The following is a 24,813-nucleotide window of genomic DNA, read 5'->3' as shown; positions in this document are numbered from 1 at the left end:
CCCTCAAATGCGCCTGTTCCTCGTCCTGCTGCTGTGCCTCGCCCTGGCCACCTGCTCCACTGCCGTACCGCAGATCCGCATCCTGCAACCGGCCAGGCACGAACTGGCCGGCCGCAACAGCTTCGAACTGATCTCACCGGAACAGGCGGTAGCCGGCGAACTGCCTCACCGGGAACGCTACGCCCAACTCGCTCCGCTGATTCGCCAGGGTCTGGAAGAACGCGGCTATCACAGCGCCCGCGAGGCCCAGGTGCGGGTCTATTACTGGCTGGCAGTGGCCGACCAGCCACTGGAATTCGAGGTCGACCAGGCGCCGCCTGTCCCGCTGGGCCCTTACCAGGCCATTCATCGCCTGCGTGATGAAACCGGCACCCTGCGGCTGCGCCTCACCGCCCCCACCGGCCAGGTGCTCTGGGAAGGCGTGGCCAGCACCGGACTCAGCCCCGCGTGGGACAGCACCGAACTGCTGGAGCGCGCGGTACATGCACTGGTCGAACAGGTCCCCGCAGCCCGCTAGGCTGCTATCCTCCGCAGCCACGGAGGCAAGCCATGCAGATATACAGAGTGGGCGGAGCGGTACGCGACCGCTTGTTGGGGCGCGATGCGTCCGAGAACGATTGGGTCGTGGTCGGCGCCACCGCCGAAGACATGCTGGAGAAGGGGTTTCGCCCGGTGGGCGCGGACTTCCCCGTCTTCCTGCACCCGCAGAGCGGTGAGGAATATGCCCTCGCGCGCACCGAACGCAAGAGCGGTCGCGGCTATGGCGGCTTCACCTTCTACGCCAGCCCGGACGTTACCCTCGAACAGGACCTGATTCGCCGCGACCTCACTGTCAACGCCATGGCCGAGGACGACCACGGCAACCTGATCGACCCCTATGGCGGCCAGAAGGACCTCGAAGCCAGGCTGCTGCGCCATGTTTCCCCCGCCTTCGCCGAAGACCCGTTGCGCGTGCTGCGCGTGGCGCGCTTCGCCGCGCGTTACGCGCCGCTGGGTTTCAGGGTGGCCGGGGAAACCCTCGAACTGATGCGCCAGATTGCCGAGTCCGGCGAACTGGATGCCCTGACGCCCGAGCGCAGCTGGAAGGAAATCTCCCGCGCCTTGATGGAGCCGCGCCCGGACGTCTTCATCCAGGTGCTGCGCGACTGCGGCGCCCTCGCGGCCTGGCTGCCCGAAGTGGACCGCCTGTTCGGCGTGCCGCAACCGGTAAAGCACCATCCCGAGGTGGATTCCGGCATCCACGTACTGGCCGTGCTGCGCCAGTGCGCCGAACACCGGCAGCCGCTGACCGTACGCTGGGCCTGCCTGCTCCACGACCTGGGCAAGGGCCTGACCCCGGAAACGGAATGGCCGCAACATATCGCCCACGAAAAGCGCGGCCTGAAGCTGATCAAGGCGGTCAACGAACGCTGTAAGGCGCCGCGCGACTGCCAGGAACTGGCGCTACTGGTGGGTGAGTACCACACCCACGCCCATCGCGCCCTGGAACTGCGCGCCTCGACGCTCCTGGAGCTGCTGCAAAGCTTCGATGTTTACCGGCGGCCGCAGCGCTTCGAAGAGTTCGTCGCGGCCAGTGAGATGGACGCCCGTGGCCGCACCGGTCTGGAACAGCGCGAGTATCCCCAGGCCGCCTACCTGCTCGGCGCAGCAGCGACCGCCCGCGCCGTGGCGGTGCAGCCGTTGCTGGAAAAGGGATTGAAGGGCGCCGAACTGGGCGAGGCACTCAAGCTGGAGCGCCTCAAAGCCCTCAAGGCTTACAAGGAAGCCAGCGGAAAGGCCTGACGCAGGGCGGCCGGAGTCAGCTCCGCGCCTCGCCAGCTGAAGGATGCCGGCCAGAGCGACTGCGCGATGGCCGCCTGCTCCCAGAGCTCAGCGAAGGTGCTCCCTTCACCCGGATGCCGCACCTCGGGCGCCAGCAGCGCGAGGGGCCAGAGCACGAAGGCGTTCTTCAGGATTTCCGGGCGCGGCAGCACCAGGCCGTCGAAATTGCCCACGCGATCGCCATACAGCAACACGTCGATATCCAGCGGCAGGCCCTTGCGTCCCGGCGCATAACGGCCGTTGTCCGCTTCGATCACCTTCAGTCGGCGATCCAGCTCGTGCAAAGGCAGATCGGTGAGGGCGGTCACCACGAAATTGAAGAAATTCCCGCTTTTGATGCCCACGGGCAGGCTCTCGAACACCGGCGAGCACTCGATCTCACGCAGGAAGCCAGCCAGGGCTTCGAGCCCTGCGGTCAGGTTGCGCTCGCGCTCGATATTGCTGCCGAGGCCAAGATAGATGCGTGTCAGCGACATCCGCGCTCGATCTCCACGCCAACGCTGCTGGCCGCTGGGACGGCGCCGGGCTTGTGCAGTTTCAGGCGGACCCAGGGGATGCCGAACTCGGCCATCAATGCGGCGACCAGACGCTCGGCAAAGGTTTCCACCAGCAAGAACTGGGCTTCGGCGGCAAAGGCCTGGATGCGCTGGGAAACGGCGGCATAGTCGAGCGCCTTGTCGAGGTCATCACTCTCGGCGGCGGGACGGTTGTCCCAGCCCAACTGCAGGTCCAAGCGCAGGCACTGGCGAATGCTGCGTTCCCAATCGTAGGCACCGATTACGGTGTCAACCTCCAGACCCTCGATGAAAACCGTGTCCACGTCAGTGCTGCCCCGCTAGAATCGGGACTTCCTCGCCCCGGAATGGATACCATGTTTTGGCTGCTGGCGACTCTCGCCTACCTGCTCGGATCGTTGTCCTTCGCCATTCTGCTCAGCCGTCTGTTCGGCACGGGCGACCCACGTGCCCAGGGCTCCGGCAACCCTGGCGCCACCAACATGCTGCGGGTGGCGGGCAAGAAACTGGCGGTTCTGACCCTGTTCGGCGACCTGTTCAAGGGCTTGCTGCCGGTACTGGTCGCCCACTTCTGCGGTTTCGACACCCAGCAACAGGCCTGGATCGGCCTCGCCGCGGTAGTCGGTCACCTGTATCCGCTGTACTTCCGTTTCCGTGGCGGCAAGGGCGTCGCCACCGCTGCCGGCATGCTGCTGGGGCTCTATCCCCCGGCCGCCCTGCTGGCCATCTGCACCTGGCTGCTGACCTTCTACCTGACCCGCACCAGCTCGCTGGCGGCCCTGATCGCCACACCGCTGACCCTGCCGCTGCTGGCCTGGCAACAGCCCGGGGCGCTCCTGCCGATGACCGTTCTGACCGGACTCATCGTCTGGCGCCATCGCGGCAATCTACGCGACCTTTTCGCCGGACGCGAACGGCATTTCTGAATGGCTGGATGAAAACAGCTCAGGCAGCCATCAGACAGCGGGCAACTGCTCCATCGGCCAACGCGCCTGCACGGCAATCGCCGGCCCCTCCTGCTGCCCGGCCAACAGACGCTGGCACCCGGCGTAGGCAATCATCGCGCCGTTATCGGTGCAGAAGCGCGGCCGCGCATAGAACACTTCACCCTTCAACTCGCCCAGCATCTTGCCCAGGGACTGGCGCAGCGAGTGGTTGGCGCTGACACCGCCAGCGATCACCAGGCGCTTGAGGCCGGTCTGCTTGAGGGCGCGCTTGCACTTGATGGTGAGAGTCTCCACCACCGCCTGCTCGAAGGCCAGAGCGATGTCGCAACGGGTTTGCTCGCCGTCGTCCCCAGCCTCGCGGCACTGCTGCCAGGTATTGAGGGCGAAGGTCTTGAGACCGCTGAAGGAGAAATCCAGGCCAGGACGGTCGGTCATCGGCCGGGGGAACTTGAAGCGGCCGGGCGTGCCGCTCTGCGCCAGGCGGGCGATCTCCGGACCACCGGGGTAGCCGAGGCCGATCAGCTTGGCCGTCTTGTCGAACGCCTCACCGGCGGCGTCATCCACCGACTCGCCAAGCAACTGGTAGCGGCCGATACCATCGACCCGCACCAATTGCGTATGACCGCCGGAAACCAGCAGGGCGACGAACGGGAACTGCGGCGGCTGCTCTTCCAGCATGGGCGCCAGCAAATGCCCTTCCATATGGTGCACGCCGAGCGCCGGCACTCCCCAGGCGAAGGCCAGTGCCTGGGCGCAGGAAGCGCCCACCAGCAGCGCCCCTACCAGGCCGGGACCGGCCGTGTAGGCGATACCGTCGATGTCCTCCGGCGTGCGGCCGGACTCGTCCAGCACCTCGCGCAGAAGCGGCAGCAGGCGCTTGACGTGATCACGGGACGCCAGTTCGGGCACGACACCGCCGTACACCCGATGCAGGTCGATTTGACTGAACAGCGCGTCGGCCAACAGGCCTTTCTCACTGTCGTATAGAGCGACGCCGGTTTCGTCGCAGGAGGTTTCCAACCCCAGCACTAGCATGGGTATGAGCCTTTATGGCCTGGCCAAAGAAGAAGGCGCGAATCATAATCGCCGCCCCTCGTGCCGACCAGCGGTTTTCGACTGAAGGCTTTGCATTCCATGGACTGAGGCGTTAATATCCGCAGCCCTTGAAATCCGACGCGCCACCGAGCCAGCTTTTGCCGGAATGCGTCGACCATTCGGTAATTGATGAAGGTACGACCTGGATGCCAGCCGTCAAAGTTAAAGAGAACGAACCCTTCGACGTAGCCCTGCGTCGCTTCAAGCGCTCCTGCGAAAAAGCCGGCGTACTGGCCGAAGTCCGCAGCCGTGAGTTCTACGAGAAGCCCACCGCCGAGCGCAAGCGCAAAGCCGCCGCCGCGGTCAAGCGTCACGCCAAGAAAGTGCAGCGCGAGCAGCGCCGCCGCGAGCGCCTGTACTGAGTTAACAGGCTCCGCCGCACGCTCAAGCATCGCCCGGCCTTGGCCGGGCGAGTGCATAGTGAGCACATGAGAACTCCGCTTCGCCTTGGCGAATGGCGGAGTTTTTTGCATTCCGGCATCGAGCACCCGCCTGTCGCCTTCAACCTGGCGCGCGTATGCTTTGAACCGTCCCGCACCCCGAGCACCCTATGGCCGGCCTGATCCCCCAAGGCTTCATCGACGACCTGCTGAACCGCACCGACATTGTCGAAGTGGTGGGCGCGCGCGTGCAGCTGAAAAAGGCCGGCAAGAACTACACCGCGCGCTGCCCCTTCCATAACGAGAAGACCCCGTCCTTCAGCGTCAGCCCGGACAAGCAGTTCTACTACTGCTTCGGCTGCGGCGCCGGCGGCAATGCCCTTGGCTTCGTCATGGACCACGACCACCTGGATTTCCCCCAGGCGGTCGAGGAACTGGCCAAGCGCGCCGGACTGGACGTTCCGCGGGAAGACGGCGGCCGCAGCAACCGGCCACGCCAACCCACGGATTCACCGCTCTACGCCCTGCTCACGGCGGCATCGGACTACTACCGCCACGCCCTGAAACAGCACCCCACCCGCAAAGCCGCGGTGGAGTATCTCAAAGGCCGCGGCCTGTCCGGCGAGATTGCCCGCGACTTCGCCCTGGGCTTCGCCCCGCCCGGCTGGGACAACCTGCTCAAGCACATGGGCGGCGACAGCCTGCAGCAGAAGCACATGATCGACGCGGGCCTGCTGATCGAAAACGCCGAGACCGGCAAGCGCTATGACCGCTTCCGCGACCGGGTGATGTTCCCGATCCGCGACAGCCGTGGCCGCATCATTGCCTTCGGCGGCCGGGTGCTGGGCGACGACAAGCCCAAGTACCTGAACTCTCCCGAGACCCCGGTATTCCACAAGGGACAGGAGCTCTACGGGCTGTTCGAGGCCCGCAAGCACAACCGCAACCTCGACGAGATCATGGTCGTCGAAGGCTACATGGACGTCATCGCCCTGGCCCAGCAGGGCCTGCGCAACGCCGTCGCCACCCTGGGCACCGCCACCAGCGAGGAACATATCCGCCGCCTGTTCCGCCTGGTGCCGAACATCCTGTTCTGCTTCGATGGCGACCAGGCCGGTCGCAAGGCCGCCTGGCGCGCACTGGAAGCCACCCTGCCAGCCCTCGAAGACGGCCGCCGCGCACGCTTCCTGTTCCTGCCCGAAGGCGAAGACCCGGATAGCCTGGTCCGCCAGGAAGGCACCGACGCCTTCCGCGCACGCATCACCCAGCACGCCCAACCGCTGGCCGACTACTTCTTCCAGCAATTAACCCTGGAAGCCGACCCGACCTCCCTGGAGGGCAAGGCCCACCTGGCGACCTTGGCCGCACCGCTGATCGAGCGCATACCTGGCGCCAACCTCAAGGTTCTCATGCGCCAGCGCCTGGCCGAGATCACCGGCCTCAATAGCGAAGCTCTCGGCCAATTCGCTCGAAGCGCGTCGACCAACGTCGGCAGCGGCAACCCCGACCACTCGGACGATTCCTATTACGAGTCCTTTTCCGGCTACGACAACCAACAGTTCGAACCGGACCACTCGCACTACTTCGAGCAGTCGGCCGCTCCGCAGGGCAGCTGGCAGAAGGAGGAGCGGCGCAAGGACGACTGGAAGAAGGACGGCAAAAAGTGGAACAAGGGCCGCGACGACTTCAAGCGCCCACCGCGCACCGAAGTGAAGGTGGAATCGCCCACCCTGACCGCGCTGCGCACCCTGCTGCACCATCCGTCATTGGCGCAGAAAGTGGAGGATGCCAGCCATTTCGCGGCTGAAGACGACACCTACGCCCAGCTCATGGTGTCGCTGGTGGAGGCCGTCCAGAAGAATCCGAAACTGCGCTCGCTGCAATTGATCGCCCGCTGGCACGGCACCGAACAGGGCCGTCTACTGCGGGCGCTGGCGGAAAAGGAATGGCTGATTTCCGACGACAACCTTGAACAACAGTTTTTCGACACTATAACTAGGTTGTCGGCTCGCCAGCGGGAACGCCGCCTGGAAAATCTGCTGCGGAAAGCACGGCAAAGCGAACTCAGCGCAGAGGAAAAAGATCAGCTGCGCGACCTTCTCAGCCGCAACACGTCTCCCCTGACTCCGACCTCAACTGGCGCGTAAGGCCCCGGATCAGGTATAATCCTCGGCTTGTTTTCAGCCCGCCAAGACCTAAGTGGATAGGGTGCTATGTCCGGAAAAGCGCAACAGCAGTCTCGCCTCAAAGAGTTGATCGCCCGCGGTCGTGAGCAGGGATACCTGACTTACGCGGAGGTCAACGACCACCTGCCGGAGGATATTTCCGATCCGGAACAGGTGGAAGACATCATCCGCATGATCAACGACATGGGGATCAACGTATTCGAGAGTGCCCCGGATGCGGATGCCCTGTTGCTGGCCGAAGCCGATACCGACGAAGCCGCCGCTGAAGAAGCCGCCGCCGCCCTGGCCGCGGTGGAGACAGATATCGGCCGCACTACCGACCCCGTGCGCATGTACATGCGTGAAATGGGCACCGTGGAACTGCTGACCCGCGAAGGCGAGATCGAAATCGCCAAGCGCATCGAGGAAGGCATCCGCGAGGTGATGAGCGCCATCGCGCACTTCCCCGGTACCGTCGATGGCATCCTCGCCGAATACCAGCGCATCACCAGCGAAGGTGGCCGCCTGTCCGACGTTCTCAGCGGCTACATCGACCCGGATGACGGCACCCTGCCGGCCGAAGAAGTCGAGCCCGTGGACCTGAAGGACGACACCGCGTCCGCCAAGGACAAGGACGACGAAGAAGACGAAGAAGGCGACGGCGACGACGCCGAGGAAGAAGGCGACGGCGGTCCGGACCCGGAAGAAGCCCTGCGCCGTTTCACCGCCGTCTCCGACCAGCTCGAGAAAGCCAAGAAGGCCCTGAAGAAGCACGGCCGCAGCAGCAAGCAGGCGACCGAAGAACTGCTGGCCCTGGCCGAGCTGTTCATGCCGATCAAGCTGGTACCGAAGCAATTCGACGCCCTGGTGGAGAAAGTCCGCAGCGCCCTGGACCGCGTCCGCGCCCAGGAACGCGCCATCATGCAGCTCTGCGTACGTGACGCCCGCATGCCGCGCGCCGACTTCCTGCGCCTGTTCCCGGGCAATGAAGTCGACCTCGCCTGGGCCGACGGCCTGGCCAAGGGCAAGGCCAAGTACGCCGAGGCCATCGGCAAGCTGGTGGACGACATCAAGCGCAACCAGCAGAAGCTGGTGGATCTCGAACAGGAAGTCGAACTGACCGTCAACGAGATCAAGGACGTCAACCGTCGCATGTCCATCGGCGAAGCCAAGGCTCGCCGGGCGAAGAAGGAGATGGTCGAGGCCAACCTGCGTCTCGTGATCTCCATCGCCAAGAAGTACACCAACCGCGGCCTGCAGTTCCTCGACCTGATCCAGGAAGGCAACATCGGCCTGATGAAGGCGGTGGACAAGTTCGAATACCGTCGCGGCTACAAGTTCTCGACCTACGCCACCTGGTGGATCCGCCAGGCGATCACCCGCTCGATCGCCGACCAGGCGCGCACCATCCGTATCCCGGTGCACATGATCGAGACCATCAACAAGCTCAACCGCATCTCCCGCCAGATGCTGCAGGAAATGGGTCGCGAGCCCACGCCGGAAGAGCTTGGCGAGCGCATGGAAATGCCTGAGGACAAGATCCGCAAGGTGTTGAAGATCGCCAAGGAGCCGATCTCCATGGAAACCCCGATCGGCGACGACGAGGACTCGCACCTGGGCGACTTCATCGAGGACAGCACCATGCAGTCCCCGATCGACGTAGCCACCGTGGAAAGCCTCAAGGAAGCCACCCGCGAAGTCCTGGCCGGCCTCACCGCCCGTGAAGCCAAGGTCCTGCGCATGCGTTTCGGCATCGACATGAACACCGACCACACCCTCGAGGAGGTCGGCAAGCAGTTCGATGTGACCCGCGAACGTATCCGCCAGATCGAAGCCAAGGCGCTGCGCAAGCTGCGCCACCCGTCGCGAAGCGAGCACCTGCGCTCGTTCCTCGACGAGTAAGCGATAGCAAAACCCCCGGCCAGCCGGGGGTTTTTCTTTTCCACACCCACGACAGCCGCGACCTTGAGCCGGCCACTTCCAGATGGCAAGCGGCCACGTCTACACTTCGGTCTACATTTCTTCATGGTGTGAGGCCGCCAATGGCGCGAGCGCGGGCCCTACTGATGCTCTGGCTGGCACTCTGGGTCTTTCCGGCCGGCGCCCTGACGCTCACCCCGGAAGAACAGGCCTGGCTCGAACGGCACAACGAATTGCGCCTCGGTATCGACGCCTCCTGGCCGCCCTTCGAATTTCGTGACGAGCAGGGCCGGCACCAGGGCCTGGCCGCCGACTACATCGAACAGGTGCGCCAGCGGCTGGGCGTAAAACTCACCCCCGTCGAACCCAGCAGTTGGAGCGAAGTCCTGCAACAAGCCCGCGCGGGCGACCTGGACCTGCTGCCCGGCGTCATGTCCACCCCGGAGCGCCAGCAGTACCTGAACTTCACCCGCCCCTACCTCGACTTCCCCATCGTCATCCTGTCCCAGACCCACGGCCCGCAGCCCGGCAACATCAAGGCCCTCTATGGCCTGCGCGTCAGCGTGGTCACCGACTACGCGCCCCACGAACTGCTGCGCAGCCGGCACCCCGACCTGAGCCTGCAGACCTACCCTTCCGTCGCCGCCGCCCTCCAGGCCCTGGCCACCGGCCAGGTGGATGCCTTCGTCGGCGACCTCGCCTCCAGCGTCTGGAGCCTGCGCCAGCTCAAACTCGACGGCGTCAGCATCAGCGGTGAAACGCCCTACCGCTACCAACTGGCAATGGCGACGCCGAAGGATCAGCCGATCCTGGCCGGCATCCTCGACAAGGTCTTCGCCGACATCACCCCCGCAGAAGCCGACGCCATTCAGGAACGCTGGGTAGGCGGCGCCCTCTATCGGCGCCCCGATTGGAAGCCCGTCCTGCTCTATGGCCTGCCCGCGCTGCTGCTGGTGGCCGGAGTGCTGACCGTCGTCATTCGCATCAACCGCCGCCTGAGCAACGAAATGGCCAGCCGCGTTGCCCTGCAGGAAGAGCTGCGCAGCAGCGAACAGCACTACCGCGGCATGGTGGAAAGCCTCAACGCCATCGCCTGGGAAATGCGCATCGAGGACTACTGCTTCACCTATGTCTCCCCCCACGCCGAACGCCTGCTCGGCTATCCCCTCAACGACTGGCTGGAACCCGGCTTCTGGAAGCGCACGCTGCACCCCGACGACGTCATCTGGGCCAGCGCCTTCTGCGAAGCGGAAACCGCCGCCGGCCGCGACCACAGCCTCGACTACCGGATGATCGCGGCCGATGGCCGGGCGCTCTGGGTGCGCGACATCATCACCCTCGTGCCACACGGCGAGACCCAGATGATGCGCGGCCTTATGATCGACATCACCGAGGCCAAACAGACCGAGCAGGCCCTGCGCCTGTCCGAAGAGAAATTCGCCTCGGTCTTCCACAACTGCCCGGACATCATCGTCATCGCCCGCCGCGCCGATGGCAGCCTGCTGGCGGTCAACCACACCTTCGAGCAGCAGATCGGCATCACGGCCGATGTGGCCCTCGGCCGCACCGCCACCGAGCTCGACATCTGGGGCACGCCCGGTATCGGCCCGAAACTCCTCCAACGGCTGCAACAAGGCAACCCGCTGCACAACCTGGAAATGCCCTTCCGCCGCGCCAACGGCGAAATCTTCACGGGCCTCATCTCCGCCCAGAGTATCGACCTGGACGACACTCCGGCGCTGGTCGTGGTGGTCCGCGACGTCACCCTGGTCAAGCAGACCCAGCAACTGCTGCAGGTGTCCGAAGAAAAGTTCGCCCGGGCCTTCCACGCCTCCCCCGACGGCCTGCTCATCACCCGCATCAGCGACGGCCTGCTGCTGGAAGCCAACGAGGGCTTCAGCCGCATCACCGGCTACAGCCAGCAGGAAATCGCCGCCCGCTCCACCCTCGACCTCGGCCTGTGGGCCAACCCGGCCGATCGCCGGCACATGATCGAGCTGATCCGCGACCAGGGCAGCCTGCACCACTTCACCACCGCCGTCCGCACCAAGAGCGGACAAGTGCGCATCTGCGAACTCTCCGCCCAGCCGATCCCCATCGGCGGCGAACCCTGCATGCTGACCATCGCCCGCGATGTCACCGAACGCCAGCAGATGCAGGAAAAACTGCGCCAGGCGGCCACCGTGTTCGAAAGCACCGCCGAAGGCGTAATGATTACCGACACCGAACAACGCATCACCGCCGTCAACCGTGCCTTCAGCGAAATCACCGGTTACAGCGAAAGCGAGGCACTCGGCCAGTCACCGCGCCTGCTCGCCTCCGGCCAGCACGACAGCGCCTTCTATGCCGCCATGTGGCACCAGTTGGAACGCGAAGGGCACTGGCAGGGCGAAATCTGGAACCGCCGCAAGAACGGCGATCCCTACCCCGAGTGGCTTACCATCAGCGCCGTGCGCGACCGGCACGACCAAGTCACCCACTATGTCGGCGTGTTCGCCGACATCTCGCCGCTCAAGCACGCCCAGGCCCGCCTCGACTACCAGGCCCACCACGACCCCCTCACCGGGCTGCCCAACCGCCTGCTGTTCGAAAACCGCCTGGAACTGGCCCTGGCCGACGCCACCCAGGACAACCATCACGGCGCCGTCCTGTTCATCGACCTCGACCGCTTCAAGCACATCAACGACAGCCTCGGCCACCCGGTGGGCGACCTGCTGCTCAAAGGCATCGCCAGCCGCCTGCGCGAACAGCTGCGCGACATCGACACCGTGGCCCGACTGGGCGGCGACGAATTCATCATCCTGCTGCCCGGCCTGCACAGCGCCAGCGATGCCCAAGCCGTGGCCAACAAGCTGCTGACCTGCTTCGCAGCCCCCTTCCGCGCCGACTCGCACGAGTTCTTCATGAGCGCCAGCATCGGCATCAGCCTGTTCCCGGAACATGGCCAGGACGTCGCCACCCTGGTGAAGAACGCCGACGCCGCCATGTACCGGGCCAAGGCGCGCGGCCGGAATCGCCTCGAGTTCTACACCCACGACCTGACCAGCCAGGCCACCGAGCGCATGGCCCTGGAAACCGAACTGCGCCGCGCCCTGGAACGCAACGAACTGTCCCTGAGCTACCAGCCCAAGCTCAGCCTGCCGCAACAGACCCTGGTGGGCGCCGAAGCCCTGGTGCGCTGGGTTCACCCACGGCTCGGCGAAATCCCCCCGGAGCGCTTCATCCCACTGGCCGAAGAGACCGGGCTCATCCTCCCCCTCGGCGATTGGGTGCTGGAACACGCCTGCCGGCAAATGCAGCGCTGGCAGGAAGGCCACGCCCCCTTCGGCCCTCTCTCGGTGAACCTGGCCGGCGCCCAACTGCGCCAACCGCACGTGGTGGAACGCCTACAACGCCTGCTCCGGGACCTTGGCCTGGAGCCCCAGCGCCTGCAGCTGGAAATCACTGAAGGCTTCATCATGAGCCAGGCCGAAGACGCGCTCTGCGTACTGCACAGCCTCAAGGCCCTTGGCGTGCAACTGGCCATCGACGACTTCGGCACCGGCTACTCCTCCCTCAGCTACCTCAAACGCCTGCCGCTGGACGTGCTGAAGATCGACAAGTCCTTCGTCCAGGGCCTGCCCGACGACCCCAACGACGCCGCCATCAGCCGCGCCATCATCGCCCTCGGCCGTAGCCTGCAACTCACGGTGATCGCCGAAGGCGTCGAAACCAAGGCTCAGGAATACTTCCTGGCCGCCGAAGGATGCGAGCAGATTCAAGGCTTTATCGTCAGCTCACCCCTGCCCGCCGACACCTTCGAGCGAAAATTCCTCAGCCCCCTGCCCGCGGTTGGCGCCCAACAAAAGGCGCCTGTATAATCCGCCGGCCTTCTGGGGCCTATAGCTCAGTCGGTTAGAGCAGAGGACTCATAATCCTTTGGTCCACGGTTCGAGTCCGTGTGGGCCCACCACCTTCAAAGCCGCGCACTGCGCGGCTTTAAGCTTTTCAGGGTTGTGGCATCTGGATCAGCCCATGGTCCAAAGGTACAAAATCGGTACAGTACTGGTTAGCCAGTCTGCCTTTGGAGTCCTTATCTGATGGCAACAATCGTCAAAACCCCTGCCGGCACATGGAAGGCCGTAGTCCGAAAAACGGGCTGGCCGACCAACGCCAAAACCTTCCGCACCAAGCGCGACGCCGAAGACTGGGCACGCCGCACCGAAGACGAAATGGTGCGCGGCGTGTATATCCAGCGCAGCGGCTCCGAGCGCATGACGCTGGAGAAAGCTCTAGAGCGCTACCTGTCCGAGGTGACGCCCAGCAAGAAGCCCACTACACGCAAAGCCGAAGCCACCAAAGCCAAGCAGCTGATCCAGCACCTGGGCAAATACTCCATGGCCGCCCTCTCCGCTGAAGTCATCGCCAAGTACCGCGACACAAGGCTCGGCACCCTGAGCAAGCGCGGCCTCCCCACCAGCAACAATACCGTGCGGCTTGAGCTAGCCCTTCTCAGCCACCTTTTCACGGTAGCTATTCAGGAATGGGGCCTGGGCCTTACCTTCAACCCGGTGCTGAATATCCGCAAGCCGAGCCCTGGAGACGGTCGAGACCGCCGACTGTCCGCCGAGGAAGAAAAGCGTCTGCTCGCTGCGGTGAACAGCCACAGCAACCCCATGCTAGGCTGGATCGTCCAAATCGCCTTGGAAACGGGCATGAGGTCGTCGGAGATAACCGGCCTACGTTGCCATCAGGTAGACCTGAAAAAGCGCGTGGTGCGGCTCGCAGACACCAAGAACGACAGTGCTCGCACCGTTCCCCTTACCAAGCTGGCAACCGAAACATTCAGGGCCGCCTTGGAGAACCCTGTTCGCCCCAAAGACTGCAATCTGGTGTTCTTCGGTGAACCAGGTAAGGACGATAAACGTCGCCCCTATGCCTTCACCAAAACCTGGGGACTGCTGAAGAAGAAGCTTGGAATGCCCGATCTGCGCTTCCACGATCTACGTCATGAGGCGGTCAGCCGACTGGTCGAAGGTGGCCTATCCGATCAGGAGGTCTCGGCCATCAGCGGCCACAAGTCGATGCAGATGCTCAAGCGCTACACGCACCTGCGCGCTGAGGACCTTGTCAGCAAGCTGGATAAGCTGGAGAGGAAAACGACCAGGCGCAGTAAGCAAACTTCTGACAACTGATCAAAAACCACGCAGTCGGGGCGTTTTTCAGCGACCTCATTGAGAGCATGAAACTGCCCCAGCTCCAGTCACCAGCCTTCAGGCATCGTCGTTGTCTGGCTTGTAGAAAAGATCCCAGCTGCTCTGGTGCGTGACGCGAGGGTCTTGTCCGTATACTGGGGCCGACGTGAGGCCTAGAGATTTCCTCTCTTCCAACTGCCGCTCCCACGGGCGATCAGTGCCTAGAACCCGACCAACATACTCAGCACGAGACTCTTCTCGGCCCTCCCAAGCCCTGACAAGCTCCTGGTACTCATCGCTGGCCGCCAGTCGATAAGCCACGTCAACCAGATCACTCCCAACCCAATGCGAAAAGGGAAGCGTCCTCTCAACTGCCGCAAGACGCGCTTCATCGCTCTCCAGATCGACCTCACCCTCTTCATACAGTCGCTTTGCCAGGGCAATGGCCTTGCTGAAATACGCATCAGCACCAGGCTGCTCCGCATGAAGAAACTCAGGGAAGGTCAGCGCCGTTAATGGCGCCACATGACCATTGGCCGCATCGGTCACGCCAGTAACCAGCCAGAACGCATATTTCGGCCACAGGTGGGCAACCGACTCGATCATGGCTGAGGTCGGTTTCTGCTTGCGCGAGAACGCACTACGCCACCGGGCAGACGGAATGCCTGTGAGCTGGGAGAGCTTTTCCCAGAAGCCGCGACCAGCGTACGGCGGCTGACTCCACAGGCTGAGCAGCGCTGAGAACGGCCCTTCGTGCCCCTTCAGGCTCTCAAGGTCAGCCGGAGTCATCTGCTCCTTCAGAATCAGAATGACGCGGTCTTCAATCGTGCTTGACATCGTAAGCCTTCGATCATAAAAAGGACTAAATGTCTAAAATATGGACATTTAGTATTTTTTTAGGACTCTTACGCCTTTTTCGCGTAATGAGCGCAGTGTATCGCAAGCCATACAAGGAGTCGCAAGATGACAGTCGAAGAAACCCTGCTGAACCGCTACGGAGGCTCACCACTGCTTTCCCTGGAGCAGCTCGCAGAGGTGCTACATCGCAGTAAAAACGGCCTGAGGATATCCCTGAGCGGCGACAACGAGCTGTCCGCGAAGCTACGCCCGTGCAAGGTCAAGATCGGCCGACGGATCTATTTCAAAACCTCTGCAGTCGCTCGCGTCATCGAAGAAGCCTGATAGCTATGAGCATCAAAGCCATGAACTGGGCATGGGAGCAGCCGCTCCCGCCTGTGCCGAAGCTAGTCCTCATGGCGCTCGCTGATAACGCAGATGATCACGGCTACTGCTGGCCGAAGATGAAGACGATTGCAGCGAAGTGCAGCACTTCGGAGCGCACCGTCCAACGCACTATCAAAACCCTGCTGGCTGCCGGTCTGCTCAAGAAGGACGCTCGATTCGATGCCAGCGGCCGGCAGGTTTCTAACGGCTACACACTCGCTTTGACCTACCCCGACAAATTGTCACCCCCGGCCGATGACATCGCCAGGGTGGGTGACACCACTGTCACCCCCGGGGTGACACAGCTATGTCAGGGGGAGGGTGACATAGCTATGTCACCCCTAGAACCACCATATGAACCCTCAAATGAATCATCAGTAAGCCGCACGGCAAAACTGACGCGGCTGAGTGCATCGGAGAGTCAACAGGTCGCCCTGCTGATCAGCTCCGCTCCTGCTGATCAACAGGAAGCGATCACTTCCCAGCTTTTGAACGCGCTGGTCAAGGGAGCCATCCGTACTTCCCCATCGCGCTGGTTGAGAGCTGTCATTCGCCGGACAGGGAGCCACATGCGTCCACAGAATGCACCAGCGCTGTCGGAAGCGGACTATGTGAAACGCCTGACTCAAGGCGGAATCTCGACGGAAGACGCTCAGCGCATTGCCCAGAAGACCTTTAGTCGCCGTCTAGTCACTTCGTCCGTGAACAGTAGGTGGTGCCCCACCGACCACCAAATCGCCAAAGACTGCGGCTAAACCGGCTGCGAGGCACCTGACGACCAGTTTCTCGTCTCGATTTGCAATGTGCGCCGACGGAAGCTCACTGAATCGCCTAAGCCCGCACTTAGCCCCTCACAAATATCCCCTACGCCACAGTTGGTTGCCATCGTGAAACCCTCGGGCTAGAGTGCGCCCGTCGTGGTAAATCCCACGACCGGGCGTCAGAACCCGATTAATCGAGGGCGCGGTTGCGTCATGGCGAAGCGGCAAATACTCCAGTGTTTGCTATCGCTTTTCTATGGCAGGCCGTGCGGGGCAGGCTTTTGCCTGGCCGGTTCCCTCGGTTACCGGTTTCTGACCCCCGTACGGTCTGCCACCATACTGCGTCAGAACGGTGGGTGGCAGCTCCTTAATCAAACCGAGGAGCATAAGGAAAATGCGCTACCCCCTTTTTACCCGAGAGCTCCGCCTTGGGCTTCTGGTGCTGCTGCACACCTCTGACCTTGAGGTGCGCCATGGCTGAGTTCGAATCCTGCGTCGTACCTTTTCCACTGCAGCGAAGCCCGCTGCATGAATCCGAACGCTCTCCCCTACCCTCCGAAGCAGCAGCTGAACTTCGCGGTGTCATGCTTGGTAATCTGCTGGATCAACTGGCAGAGCCAGACGGGCTGCAGCCGGAAGATCTGCGCGTGCGTATCGCTGCTTACTCAGCTCTGGATCTGCTCGATGAGATGGTCGTGCTCTATCGCCGAGCCCTATCCGAGGCGCGAGGAGGTGCGAGATGAGCAAAGGCGTAAAGACATGCCTTCCACCTCACGACGGCCACCCAGGCGTGGAGATCACCTGGGCGTCGGACTGCAGCGAAGCATTCAACCAGGGGGCCAAACTGGCCCAGAGCTGGCTTGATAATGCTCGTACCGGCTGGCTCTGGGCAGTCATGATTGCCGAACGAGACCTGCTGCCACGCGCAATAGAACGGAGAGCCTTCGAAGTAGGGTTCCTCAGCCGCGTCCACCAGCGTATAGGCACTCAAAGATGCCGCAGCCACTCGGAGAAATCCCTTTCCCTGATGTTATAGAACAGATGGTCGTGAGCCGGCCTTGCTGGCTCACGCGAACCGTAACATGCCAGCTTGCCATAGGAACGCCCTCCGCTCGAACGTTCAGAAATAGACCGAGAACTGCGCAGAAGCGGCCGGTCGTCAATCAGTTCACTAAGGATGGGTATCGAGACTCTTCCCCACACAGTTCTTGGCTGCAGACCGTCCTCTTCAAGGGCGCCCGCACGCTGCTTTCTTGGTGTTTCGAGCAATGCGATTAAACCGATTATCCGCCGAAATCCAATCGGCGACGCCGAAGACGTGGCGGTATGTTTCCCTCCCGCCTGAAATAGCATTGTGACATTTTTAGCGAAAATCTTGTTTCGCCCCTCCGGAAGGCCCGGTTTTTCTAAGCCGAATGAATGGCTCGAAAAGGGGTACGGTGCCTTGTTTACAAGGAGTATAAATAGCGCTGTGTGACATCCAAGGAGAACGACGATGGCTGACACCGCACTTATTGACCTCCTGAAGCAAAATGGCCCCATGCTCAGCAGCGATTTGTCCAAGCTGCTAGAGACAAAATACGGTTTGAGTGCTGAGGCAGCTAGGAAGCGTGTCGAGCGGGGTTGCCCTGGCGTGAACCGGCTAAACCACATTATTTTTCCACATCGCGCACGCTTCATTTACCTTCAGGAAGAATATGGATCTCCGTTCTTCTTCAATAACCTGATTGCGGCCCTGAAGAAAACGCGGAGCACGTACTTTGCCGCGCTACAGGCCCTTGCGCTTCGAGGCAATCTGATGCCCCGAGCGCATTTCCTTATCGCCTGTGGCGCCCCCGTTGCACAGAAGAAGCACGTTTCAGCAGAAAGCCTCCTAGAGCGACTTGTGAAAGCGACTCTCGTGAAAGAGGTGGTAATGCCGGGCGGGGAATCATGTGTGGTGAGATGCGATCATCACCAGATGCTCGACGTGCCCTCTGTGTGGGCAAAGATGAAAGGCCGTCTCATCGCCGAAAAGATCACGCTGTTGGCGGTAAAGGAGTGGTCGCGCAATTTGGGGATGGTCAGCTACGACTCAGTGAAAACCCGCGAGGACGAGGATTTAGAGGCATTACCCAAGGTCGGGACCTTCAATTGGGACTTGGCGGGTCCCTCTTATCTATTTCCGATGCGAGAGTACGTTAACACTACGCTGAAACCCGGCTTCTTCGTTTGTGATCTAGCCCTAGCTGGCAGGGTGACCGTTGATCAACTGGCAGGATTCATCAACAAATGCGTCACTCTCCGCAGTATCAGGAAAGTGGGTAAATGCCTTCAGGTTTTCGTCGCTGAAAGCTATGACAACGAAGCCTTCGCCCTTCTCAAGGAGAAGGGCGTCATCCCTGCAACCACTGAAAGCCTTTTTGGCCGTGACGTGGCACTGGCGCTGAAAAATCTCTGTGCGGTGCTGACCGACACAGCGAAGCTCATCCAAAACCCGGAAGCGCTCGATAAGATCTTCAACGACCTATCCCGGATCGAAGGCGCTGCATCAACATTGCGCGGGAGCCTATTCGAGTTCGCTGTAGCCCAAATCGCGAAATCCACGTTTTTAGGATATTTCCAAGAGATGAACCGGATCGTCAAAGATTCGATTGGTGCAGAAGCGGAGATCGATGTCCTAGCTCAGCGACCGAATCATGAGGTCGTATTCATCGAATGCAAAGGGATACACCCGATCAGCACGCTGAGTGACAACGAAGTAGAGAAGTGGCTCAACAAACGCATCCCTGTCATCCGAGGCTTTGTGAAAACGCACCCGGAGTGGGCCGGCATCCCCCAAAAATACGAGCTCTGGACGAGCGGCAAGTTCTCCGAAAATGCGATTGCAATGGTCAGGGCTGCACAGGCGAAGAGCCCAAAACTGAACATCCATCTGCGTGATGCCGACTATGTCCTGGCCCAAGCTGTGGCCAGCAATGACGTAGGTCTGTTAAAAGCGTACAGGCAACATTTCGTGACGCACCCGATGCAGGAATTTGAAGAAGCGCTGAAGCGCGATCAGCGCAAGGCCGACAAAGCAAAAGCTAGGTTGAAGGAAGTTTCTGTGGAGGCTCCGCCCCCTGCAAGCCCTCGGGCACCCAATTCATATGCTGCTTTGCCACCTCAGACGACTGTTTAATTCCTCGTGACGCTGACCAAGATAGCCTGTCTTCGGCAGCTATCGCAGCTGTTTAATGCGCTCTTGGAGAGCAAGGGCGGCCGGTATATTCATCGCTGCAAGTGCGGCTGCAATCTCGACAAGCCCTTGTCGCGCCTGAGCGTGTTGCGACAAAACTAGCGAGTCGGAACTTAATGTCGACGCCGCCAGATGCACCAATGCGTCGCGCGTCCCCTCGCGATACCAGCTGCGAGAAGGCTCGCCTTTTTTTAGCATAGCGGCGAGCCAGCAAAGTCCGTCTAACCGAAGTGGTGCCCCGAACTCTGTCGTCAGGAAGTGGCAAAAACGGGTCACGCATTCTTCGTAGTGAGCCAGGTGCGCAGCGGCCCAACGTTTGTAGAGATCCTTCATCCGCAAAGACGCGCCTGGGTGCAGGCGGGACAATGCATCCTCGCTCCCGAAGCCAAGCAAGTCGCAAATCAGGCGCTCGCCGTAGAACCAAAGGCCAGGTTGAGACCAATTGGCTGCGAGGCCGTACTCCGCAGTGGCCCGCCAGACGCGCTCGAATGCCACCGGGTCGTCGTCTTTCCCGAGACGCAGGAATAAACCGCGAATGAAGTGCTGCAGCGCGTAGTGCGCGGCCGGGCCGTGGGAGAGAACAGGCTCCCAAACCATTCGATCTTCCCCTTCGGGCGCCGCGATCGCCAGGGCTCCGAGCCTCTGTAGGGTGTCGTAGCCGAGGTTCTGGCTCGGCAAGTCGTATTCGCCATCTTCCTTCTTTTCGCACACCTTGGCGCGCTTGGCGTCGTAGTCCCAGATGCGTAGCGCCAAGCGCGTGTCGAGGTCGCGATTGCCAGTGCCATCGCCTTCGATGAGCCAGTTGAATAGGACTCCAAGGAAGTGACTATCTAGCGAACCGCCCCGTTCGCGCTTCGGTTTCCCGCGCCAAGTCTTGTTGCCGGCATTGTAAAGCCGCATCCTTCGCAGGTAGTCCAGACGTTCTTGGCCCACAACGACACGCTTGAAGTCGAGGTCATCCGGCGTTGAGTTCGATCCGCGAAGCGGAAAGCGCCGCAACCGCGCTAGCCACACCTTCCAGGCGTGCTCCGCAGCGTCGTCATCGCCGTGGTGCGGAGCGAGCATGATGAGGCTTGACCAGAAGAGCCCGGCACGGAGCAGTCGCCACCACGCGGTACCAAGCTGCTCTCGATTGGCATAAGCAACGCCGACCACAACTGCAGCCGCTCGCGTGTCGCCGCTCGTCAGCAGGCGCAGGACGGCGGTCTCCCACTCCTGAACGCCATCTTCATCGGCGAGCCACAAGTGCATGACCGCGTAGGCGACGAACTTAAGCTCATTGCGTAAGCTCCCCATGCGTCGTCCGCGAATCTCCTCTCCTGTCGACGCGACCGCTGCCACACCGGCGCGCACCACTTGGAACACGTGCTTCTGCGCTTCGGCGTTCTGGACAAGCCAAGCACCTCCCAATGCGACGAGCGTGCCGGCCGCAGCGAAACGGCAATTTGATTTTGCGTCCTCATCTTCGCCTTCCGCTCCAGCCTCACACTCTTGGAGCAGATTGAAGAGGTACGCAGCCTCATCGTCGTTGAGCAGCTGGCCGCCCCGAAGCCGCTGGTCGCACCGGTCCGGCACGAGCAGGTACGCGAGGGTTGGCGCGCTGTCGGTCTGCCACGATTGCACTTCAAGGCGCAGCTCATCTGGGTAGACAAGACCTTGAGTCTGCGCGCCCGTCGTTGGGTCGGTGACGGTCTGATAGTTGGCTCGATCGAGCGCGGCGAATAACAGCTTGAACTCCAATGCCTCCTTCGGGTCATCAGGCAGCGCCCAGGTCGGAAGCAGGGCTTGAAGGCGCCGCGCAACGTCGTCGTCGGTCAGGAGGAGTTCGACAACGACATGGAGGAACTTCTGCTGGCGATGGGGCGCTAAGACCCAATCACGGGCGAAGTCAAACATCGCCTGGCCGCCTCGGAGCCAGCTCCAACCGATGAAGTTATAGCCAACCTGCTCCACGCGGGCGCTATCCCAATAGAACAGGTTCGGGAATGTAATCAGGGCCGAGAGAGGCCCCGTCAGCAACGACGGCCGATACTTGGCGACGTTGAGGAGCACGCTGACGAGAGATGCGGAGTTCCCCTCCCGAAGTATCCTCTCGATATCCACGGTGATGTCCTCATCCGCGTCGAGCCGCAACGTAAGCCAGCGCTCCAATGCATCGAGAGCGCAGAACAGATTCCCGTTGCGCATCGAGTCATTGGACTGCGGCCAGCCGAAAACCTGCCACCAGCCGGGGAAGGTCTTATCCGACCCGTCCGCGTATTGCAGTGTTACCCCGGGTGCCTCACCGGCGCGTCCCTTCATCACCTCGGCGACCCAGCGCTCCGTGCAGAAGTTCACTAGCGCGATGAGCGAGGTGAGAGCCGTTTCCGGGGCTAACTGCAAAAAAGGGAAGAACGGGCTCTTCCAGAAAGCCGTCGGGTAAGCATCCTCGGGGTATTCGAGACCGAGGTCTATTTCGAGCCGGCCAGCCCCATACTCCTGTTCCGGCTGGTCTTCTATGATGAGCGCGAGTAGGACTTCGGCGGCCAGCTCAGGCTGCGCACGCATGAGAGGCTGGATGCCGTTCTCCTTGATGCACGCGATCCGAAAATCCATGTCGACCTTTTCTCTGGCTCCTAACGGCCAAGGCGGCAATCTCTCTCGGAAAGATCCGAGGGAGGGTGGTATCCGCTTCCGCTCTTCGTGCAACGCCTTGTATTTGGCATCGGTCTTCAGACGCTCTGAGTGCACCTTCGCCTTCTCTATCTGAACTTCGGCAATGCGCCGTTTAACATCAGCGTCCACCTCTTGGCGTCCCGCGAGTTCGAGCGCCCAGTTCCCGACTTCGGTCGGCAGGTCGGCCACGCCAGCCAGTGGTGCGGTGTACAGCAATGGCTCACGCGTCAGGTACATTGCGCCGTGGCCCTTCTCGACTTGCACAGTCCGAGCCATGGCGAGCGCCATCTCCGCCATCTCCCGGCGGAAAGGCATCGGATTGCCGCTGCTCAGCGTGTGTGGCGTTTTCGTCAGCCAGGTCTCGATGACCTTCGCGAGAGCAGATGAAACCAGCCCAGCCAGTCGCTCCCGCTGGGCGATGAGGAAGCGCAGAACAGGTGGCCAACGGCCGAAGACAATCGAGCGGTACTGCGCATCCATGTACAAGCCGACCGCTGCGCTCAGTCCCATTCCGCCGCCGACTGGAACCGTTGCGATGTGATGGAAGCGTAGAAGCAGTCGCGTGAAGTGTTTCGCGCCGTTGCCGAGCAGAAGGTCGACGCGTTCATTCAGAAGGCGTTCGGCGTCGGGGTCCAAGCAGAGCGCATCAAGGAGAACATCCCCCGCCAGTTCGTTCTTGGCGGCCTCTGCGGAGCCGAAGGCGACGTCCCAGGCCGTGCAAGTCTCAGCCGGCTGCCGCAGCAAGAGCTGGCCCAACATCCGGAGCGCGTTAGTCCAGAGCGGATTGCCCGCTAGGGCGGCCCACTGCGCCGTGTCCGTCCAAATCTGCTTCAGGAACTGGAAACGCGCCCAATCCGCCGCGAGATCATGCTCGAACTCGACGCGGTTGGTCCGTTCGTTCAGGCGCAGCGGAAGCTCGTCGGGCCGATGCGCAAACGTCGTCGTGTCCGCCGGCTCCAAGTCGCTCAGCGCGAAGCTGCGCTCGAACGAAGCTTCTCGCTGGGCGAGGCGCATCATCAGCGCCTCCACGTCGGCACGGTCCTTTGTCCAATACTTCCAAAGCCGGTCGGCGATGGCGGTGTGAGACGCCAGTCCACCGGCGCTCGCCCCCAGCGCCGCCCCCGCCTTGATGACCCAGGCCAGTGTCCGCAGGTTCGTCAGCGCCGCAATGGTGTCGTCATGAGCGACCAACCAGCCCAAGGTGGGCGACGGCAGAAGCGCCAACTTCACAGCATCGCTCTTGAGAGCCTCGACCTCGACCAAATGCGCTTTCCGCCCGCCGAGCATCGTCTCTTCACCTTCGATCCAACTCTGCGTCTGCGTGACGATGACGACCCGCCACGCAGCCTCGGTCTCTTCGCCGTCATTCGGTAGGATAGCTTGAAGCAACTGGCGGATGACGACGAGCTCGCCGGCCTCGATGCGTTCCGCAGAGTCGATGACCAGCACGTTCTGCGGCTTCACCGTGGCGTTCAGCACAAGCGAAAGTTCGTGCGTCAGGGGAAGGGCGCTGCGGCGCGCCGCGCTGAGCGCCGTCTTAAGATCTTCCGGACCAAACCACACCTGGTTCCAAGATGAGTACGCGCCGTCCAACACCGACTTGACCAGCGCTGACTTGCCCGAGCCCGACTCCCCGAATACCACCGTGATCGGGTTCTCGGCGAACACTGCCTGGAGCGACGCTTTCTCCGCCGTACGGGAAACGGCATAGCCTGATGGCAGCTCCGTCTCTATCCGCGCCTTTTGATCCGCGGTGATGTTGGAGAGCGTCTCCCAATCACGCTCAAAGTCTGGGTGATGACGGAGGCCAAACTGGCCCCGGAGCAATGACAACAGCTCCGGGACGGTGATGGTACCGCTGCGAAGGCGCACCTCTTTCGCGACGTTGACGAGCTCCTTCCAGAGAGTTTGCGCTTCGTCGTCACTGCCAGACGCGAGCAAGCGACGGCATTGGGTGATAGCCTGAGCCTCGGTCTCAGAGTGCGCGAACTGAAAGTCAGTCGGCAGCACGTGTAGGCTACGAATGAGCTCAATGGTCTCTTCATCGGATGCGCTACCCGGCTTCTGGACGCTGTTGAAGACGCGCGACTGCCTCGTATTACTGCGGATGCGGCTCAAAGCGAGTGCCGGATCCGTACCGCTGCACGCGTTTTTCACCTCGCGCCACGCCGGGTCGAACGCCGGGTCGGTTCCGATCGTCACCAACGCGAGCCCATCACCAACTCGGCTGAAGGGTCCCTGCGGGTCACGCCATTGATCCCAGGAGCGCGTCACAAAGTCAGCGGGAAGGCCCGCCGCGGTCACCTGCACATTTCCCTTCGCTGAGATCGCTAGCCGCCTCGGGGCACCGGCCGTCTGAGCCGTCAGCAGCAGGTCGTCGATGCGCCACCCCAAGGTCGAGACTTGGGCTTGTACCTGCGTGACCACGCCGCCGATACCCGGTGCCCGTTCCCCTGACAGGGCCTTCACTAACTGCCAGGCACTTATAAGATCCTCGAACTCGAACCCGGCGCCGCTCATCGAACGCAGCGTCGCGTGCTCGCGTTTCGCACTGCTGCTGCGAGACGCCTTCGACTTTGATGTGCTTTTAGAAGAGGCCATTAGCATTCCGAATGGTTGTAGCTGTGTCATATCTATCGGCGAACAGCAGGGGCAGGCCTTCGCAGCCCTATGATGGGCTTGAGGCACGCCATAACCCACCCGACTTCTAGCTCAGTACCACTGAGTTGCATCGGCAAACTGTGGCGCAGAAGCGGCGCCTAAGCTACTGCACCTGCTGTCTAGACCTGGGTAAAGACCCGAAACCCCTGGTTACCCAGAATCTAGTGTGTGCATCCACCGGATGAATCCACAGCCAAAGGGGACACTAAAGAATATAAATCCGCCCCCCTTTCTGGTTACTGGCAGTCAAGGATGTATGGGCGGAGCCGGGGAATGCC

General features: G+C 62.0%; 18 protein-coding genes and 1 tRNA gene. 14 read left to right on the top strand and 5 right to left on the bottom strand.

Annotated elements, in window-relative coordinates; genetic code table 11:
* Positions 1–7: 7 nt before the first annotated feature.
* A complete protein-coding gene (locus tag PJW05_RS02555; protein ID WP_271410378.1) occupies positions 8–517 on the top strand; it encodes a hypothetical protein in 510 nt (169 codons plus the stop codon).
* 32 nt (positions 518–549) lie between these two features.
* Positions 550–1,782 carry a multifunctional CCA addition/repair protein gene (locus PJW05_RS02550; protein ID WP_271410377.1) on the top strand — a complete coding sequence of 411 codons (1,233 nt, stop codon included), beginning with the start codon at positions 550–552 and terminating at the stop codon, positions 1,780–1,782.
* On the opposite strand, the gene folK is transcribed toward PJW05_RS02550, so the two are convergent.
* Entirely contained in the window at positions 1,755–2,297 is a 543-nt protein-coding gene (gene folK, locus PJW05_RS02545; RefSeq protein WP_271410376.1) for a 2-amino-4-hydroxy-6-hydroxymethyldihydropteridine diphosphokinase, read from the bottom strand. The genes PJW05_RS02550 and folK overlap by 28 nt on opposite strands.
* On the bottom strand, positions 2,288–2,641 hold the full coding sequence (gene folB / locus PJW05_RS02540) for a dihydroneopterin aldolase (protein WP_271410375.1): 354 nt from the start codon (positions 2,639–2,641) through the stop codon (positions 2,288–2,290). The genes folK and folB overlap by 10 nt, the downstream gene beginning before the upstream one ends.
* Before the next feature lie 51 nt (positions 2,642–2,692).
* Here folB and plsY point away from each other — a divergent pair, with 51 nt between their 5' ends.
* Positions 2,693–3,262, top strand: a complete 570-nt coding sequence (gene plsY, locus PJW05_RS02535) for a glycerol-3-phosphate 1-O-acyltransferase PlsY (RefSeq protein WP_271410374.1) — start codon at positions 2,693–2,695, stop codon at positions 3,260–3,262.
* 30 nt (positions 3,263–3,292) lie between these two features.
* Here the strand turns inward: plsY and tsaD are convergent, their stop codons facing one another.
* Complete coding sequence (gene tsaD / locus PJW05_RS02530) at positions 3,293–4,318, bottom strand: tRNA (adenosine(37)-N6)-threonylcarbamoyltransferase complex transferase subunit TsaD (RefSeq protein ID WP_271410373.1); 1,026 nt, start codon at positions 4,316–4,318, stop codon at positions 3,293–3,295.
* Positions 4,319–4,524: 206 nt separating this feature from the next.
* On the opposite strand from tsaD, the gene rpsU reads away from it, so the two are divergent.
* From rpsU to PJW05_RS02500, 6 genes are all read left to right on the top strand, one after another.
* Positions 4,525–4,740: a 30S ribosomal protein S21 gene (rpsU, locus tag PJW05_RS02525; protein WP_003085057.1), complete on the top strand. Its 216-nt coding sequence runs from the start codon at positions 4,525–4,527 to the stop codon at positions 4,738–4,740.
* Positions 4,741–4,928: 188 nt separating this feature from the next.
* A complete protein-coding gene (gene dnaG / locus PJW05_RS02520; RefSeq protein ID WP_271410372.1) occupies positions 4,929–6,905 on the top strand; it encodes a DNA primase in 1,977 nt (658 codons plus the stop codon).
* Between the two features lie 66 nt (positions 6,906–6,971).
* A complete protein-coding gene (rpoD, locus tag PJW05_RS02515) occupies positions 6,972–8,825 on the top strand; it encodes an RNA polymerase sigma factor RpoD (RefSeq protein ID WP_271410371.1) in 1,854 nt (617 codons plus the stop codon).
* Positions 8,826–8,965: 140 nt separating this feature from the next.
* Positions 8,966–12,703 carry a bifunctional diguanylate cyclase/phosphodiesterase gene (locus PJW05_RS02510; protein WP_271410370.1) on the top strand — a complete coding sequence of 1,246 codons (3,738 nt, stop codon included), beginning with the start codon at positions 8,966–8,968 and terminating at the stop codon, positions 12,701–12,703.
* Positions 12,704–12,718: 15 nt separating this feature from the next.
* Positions 12,719–12,795, top strand: a tRNA-Ile gene (locus PJW05_RS02505).
* Positions 12,796–12,922: 127 nt separating this feature from the next.
* Positions 12,923–14,017, top strand: a complete 1,095-nt coding sequence (locus PJW05_RS02500) for a tyrosine-type recombinase/integrase (RefSeq protein ID WP_271410369.1) — start codon at positions 12,923–12,925, stop codon at positions 14,015–14,017.
* Between the two features lie 78 nt (positions 14,018–14,095).
* Here PJW05_RS02500 and PJW05_RS02495 read toward each other — a convergent pair whose 3' ends face one another.
* A complete protein-coding gene (locus tag PJW05_RS02495; protein ID WP_271410368.1) occupies positions 14,096–14,854 on the bottom strand; it encodes a hypothetical protein in 759 nt (252 codons plus the stop codon).
* Positions 14,855–14,980: 126 nt separating this feature from the next.
* Between PJW05_RS02495 and PJW05_RS02490 the strand changes: the two genes are divergently transcribed.
* The 5 genes from PJW05_RS02490 to PJW05_RS02470 all read left to right on the top strand — a co-directional run bounded on the left by PJW05_RS02490 (position 14,981) and on the right by PJW05_RS02470 (position 19,162).
* The gene (locus tag PJW05_RS02490) at positions 14,981–15,199 is read left to right on the top strand and encodes a hypothetical protein (protein ID WP_017363018.1); all 219 of its coding nucleotides are present in this window, start codon (positions 14,981–14,983) and stop codon (positions 15,197–15,199) included.
* 5 nt (positions 15,200–15,204) lie between these two features.
* Positions 15,205–15,996: a helix-turn-helix domain-containing protein gene (locus PJW05_RS02485; RefSeq protein ID WP_271410367.1), complete on the top strand. Its 792-nt coding sequence runs from the start codon at positions 15,205–15,207 to the stop codon at positions 15,994–15,996.
* A 479-nt stretch (positions 15,997–16,475) separates the two neighbouring features.
* On the top strand, positions 16,476–16,745 hold the full coding sequence (locus tag PJW05_RS02480; RefSeq protein WP_055985363.1) for a hypothetical protein: 270 nt from the start codon (positions 16,476–16,478) through the stop codon (positions 16,743–16,745).
* Entirely contained in the window at positions 16,742–17,038 is a 297-nt protein-coding gene (locus PJW05_RS02475) for a LasR-specific antiactivator QslA (RefSeq protein ID WP_271410366.1), read from the top strand. The genes PJW05_RS02480 and PJW05_RS02475 overlap by 4 nt, the downstream gene beginning before the upstream one ends.
* Before the next feature lie 459 nt (positions 17,039–17,497).
* A complete protein-coding gene (locus PJW05_RS02470) occupies positions 17,498–19,162 on the top strand; it encodes a hypothetical protein (protein WP_271410365.1) in 1,665 nt (554 codons plus the stop codon).
* A gap of 39 nt (positions 19,163–19,201) precedes the next feature.
* Here the strand turns inward: PJW05_RS02470 and PJW05_RS02465 are convergent, their stop codons facing one another.
* A complete protein-coding gene (locus tag PJW05_RS02465) occupies positions 19,202–24,475 on the bottom strand; it encodes a hypothetical protein (protein WP_271410364.1) in 5,274 nt (1,757 codons plus the stop codon).
* Positions 24,476–24,813 lie beyond the last annotated feature (338 nt).

Source organism: Pseudomonas sp. Q1-7, assembly GCF_028010285.1.
GTDB lineage: Bacteria > Pseudomonadota > Gammaproteobacteria > Pseudomonadales > Pseudomonadaceae > Metapseudomonas.
Note: the sequence above shows the minus strand (reverse complement) of the source record. Positions and strands in the feature narration are given on the sequence as shown.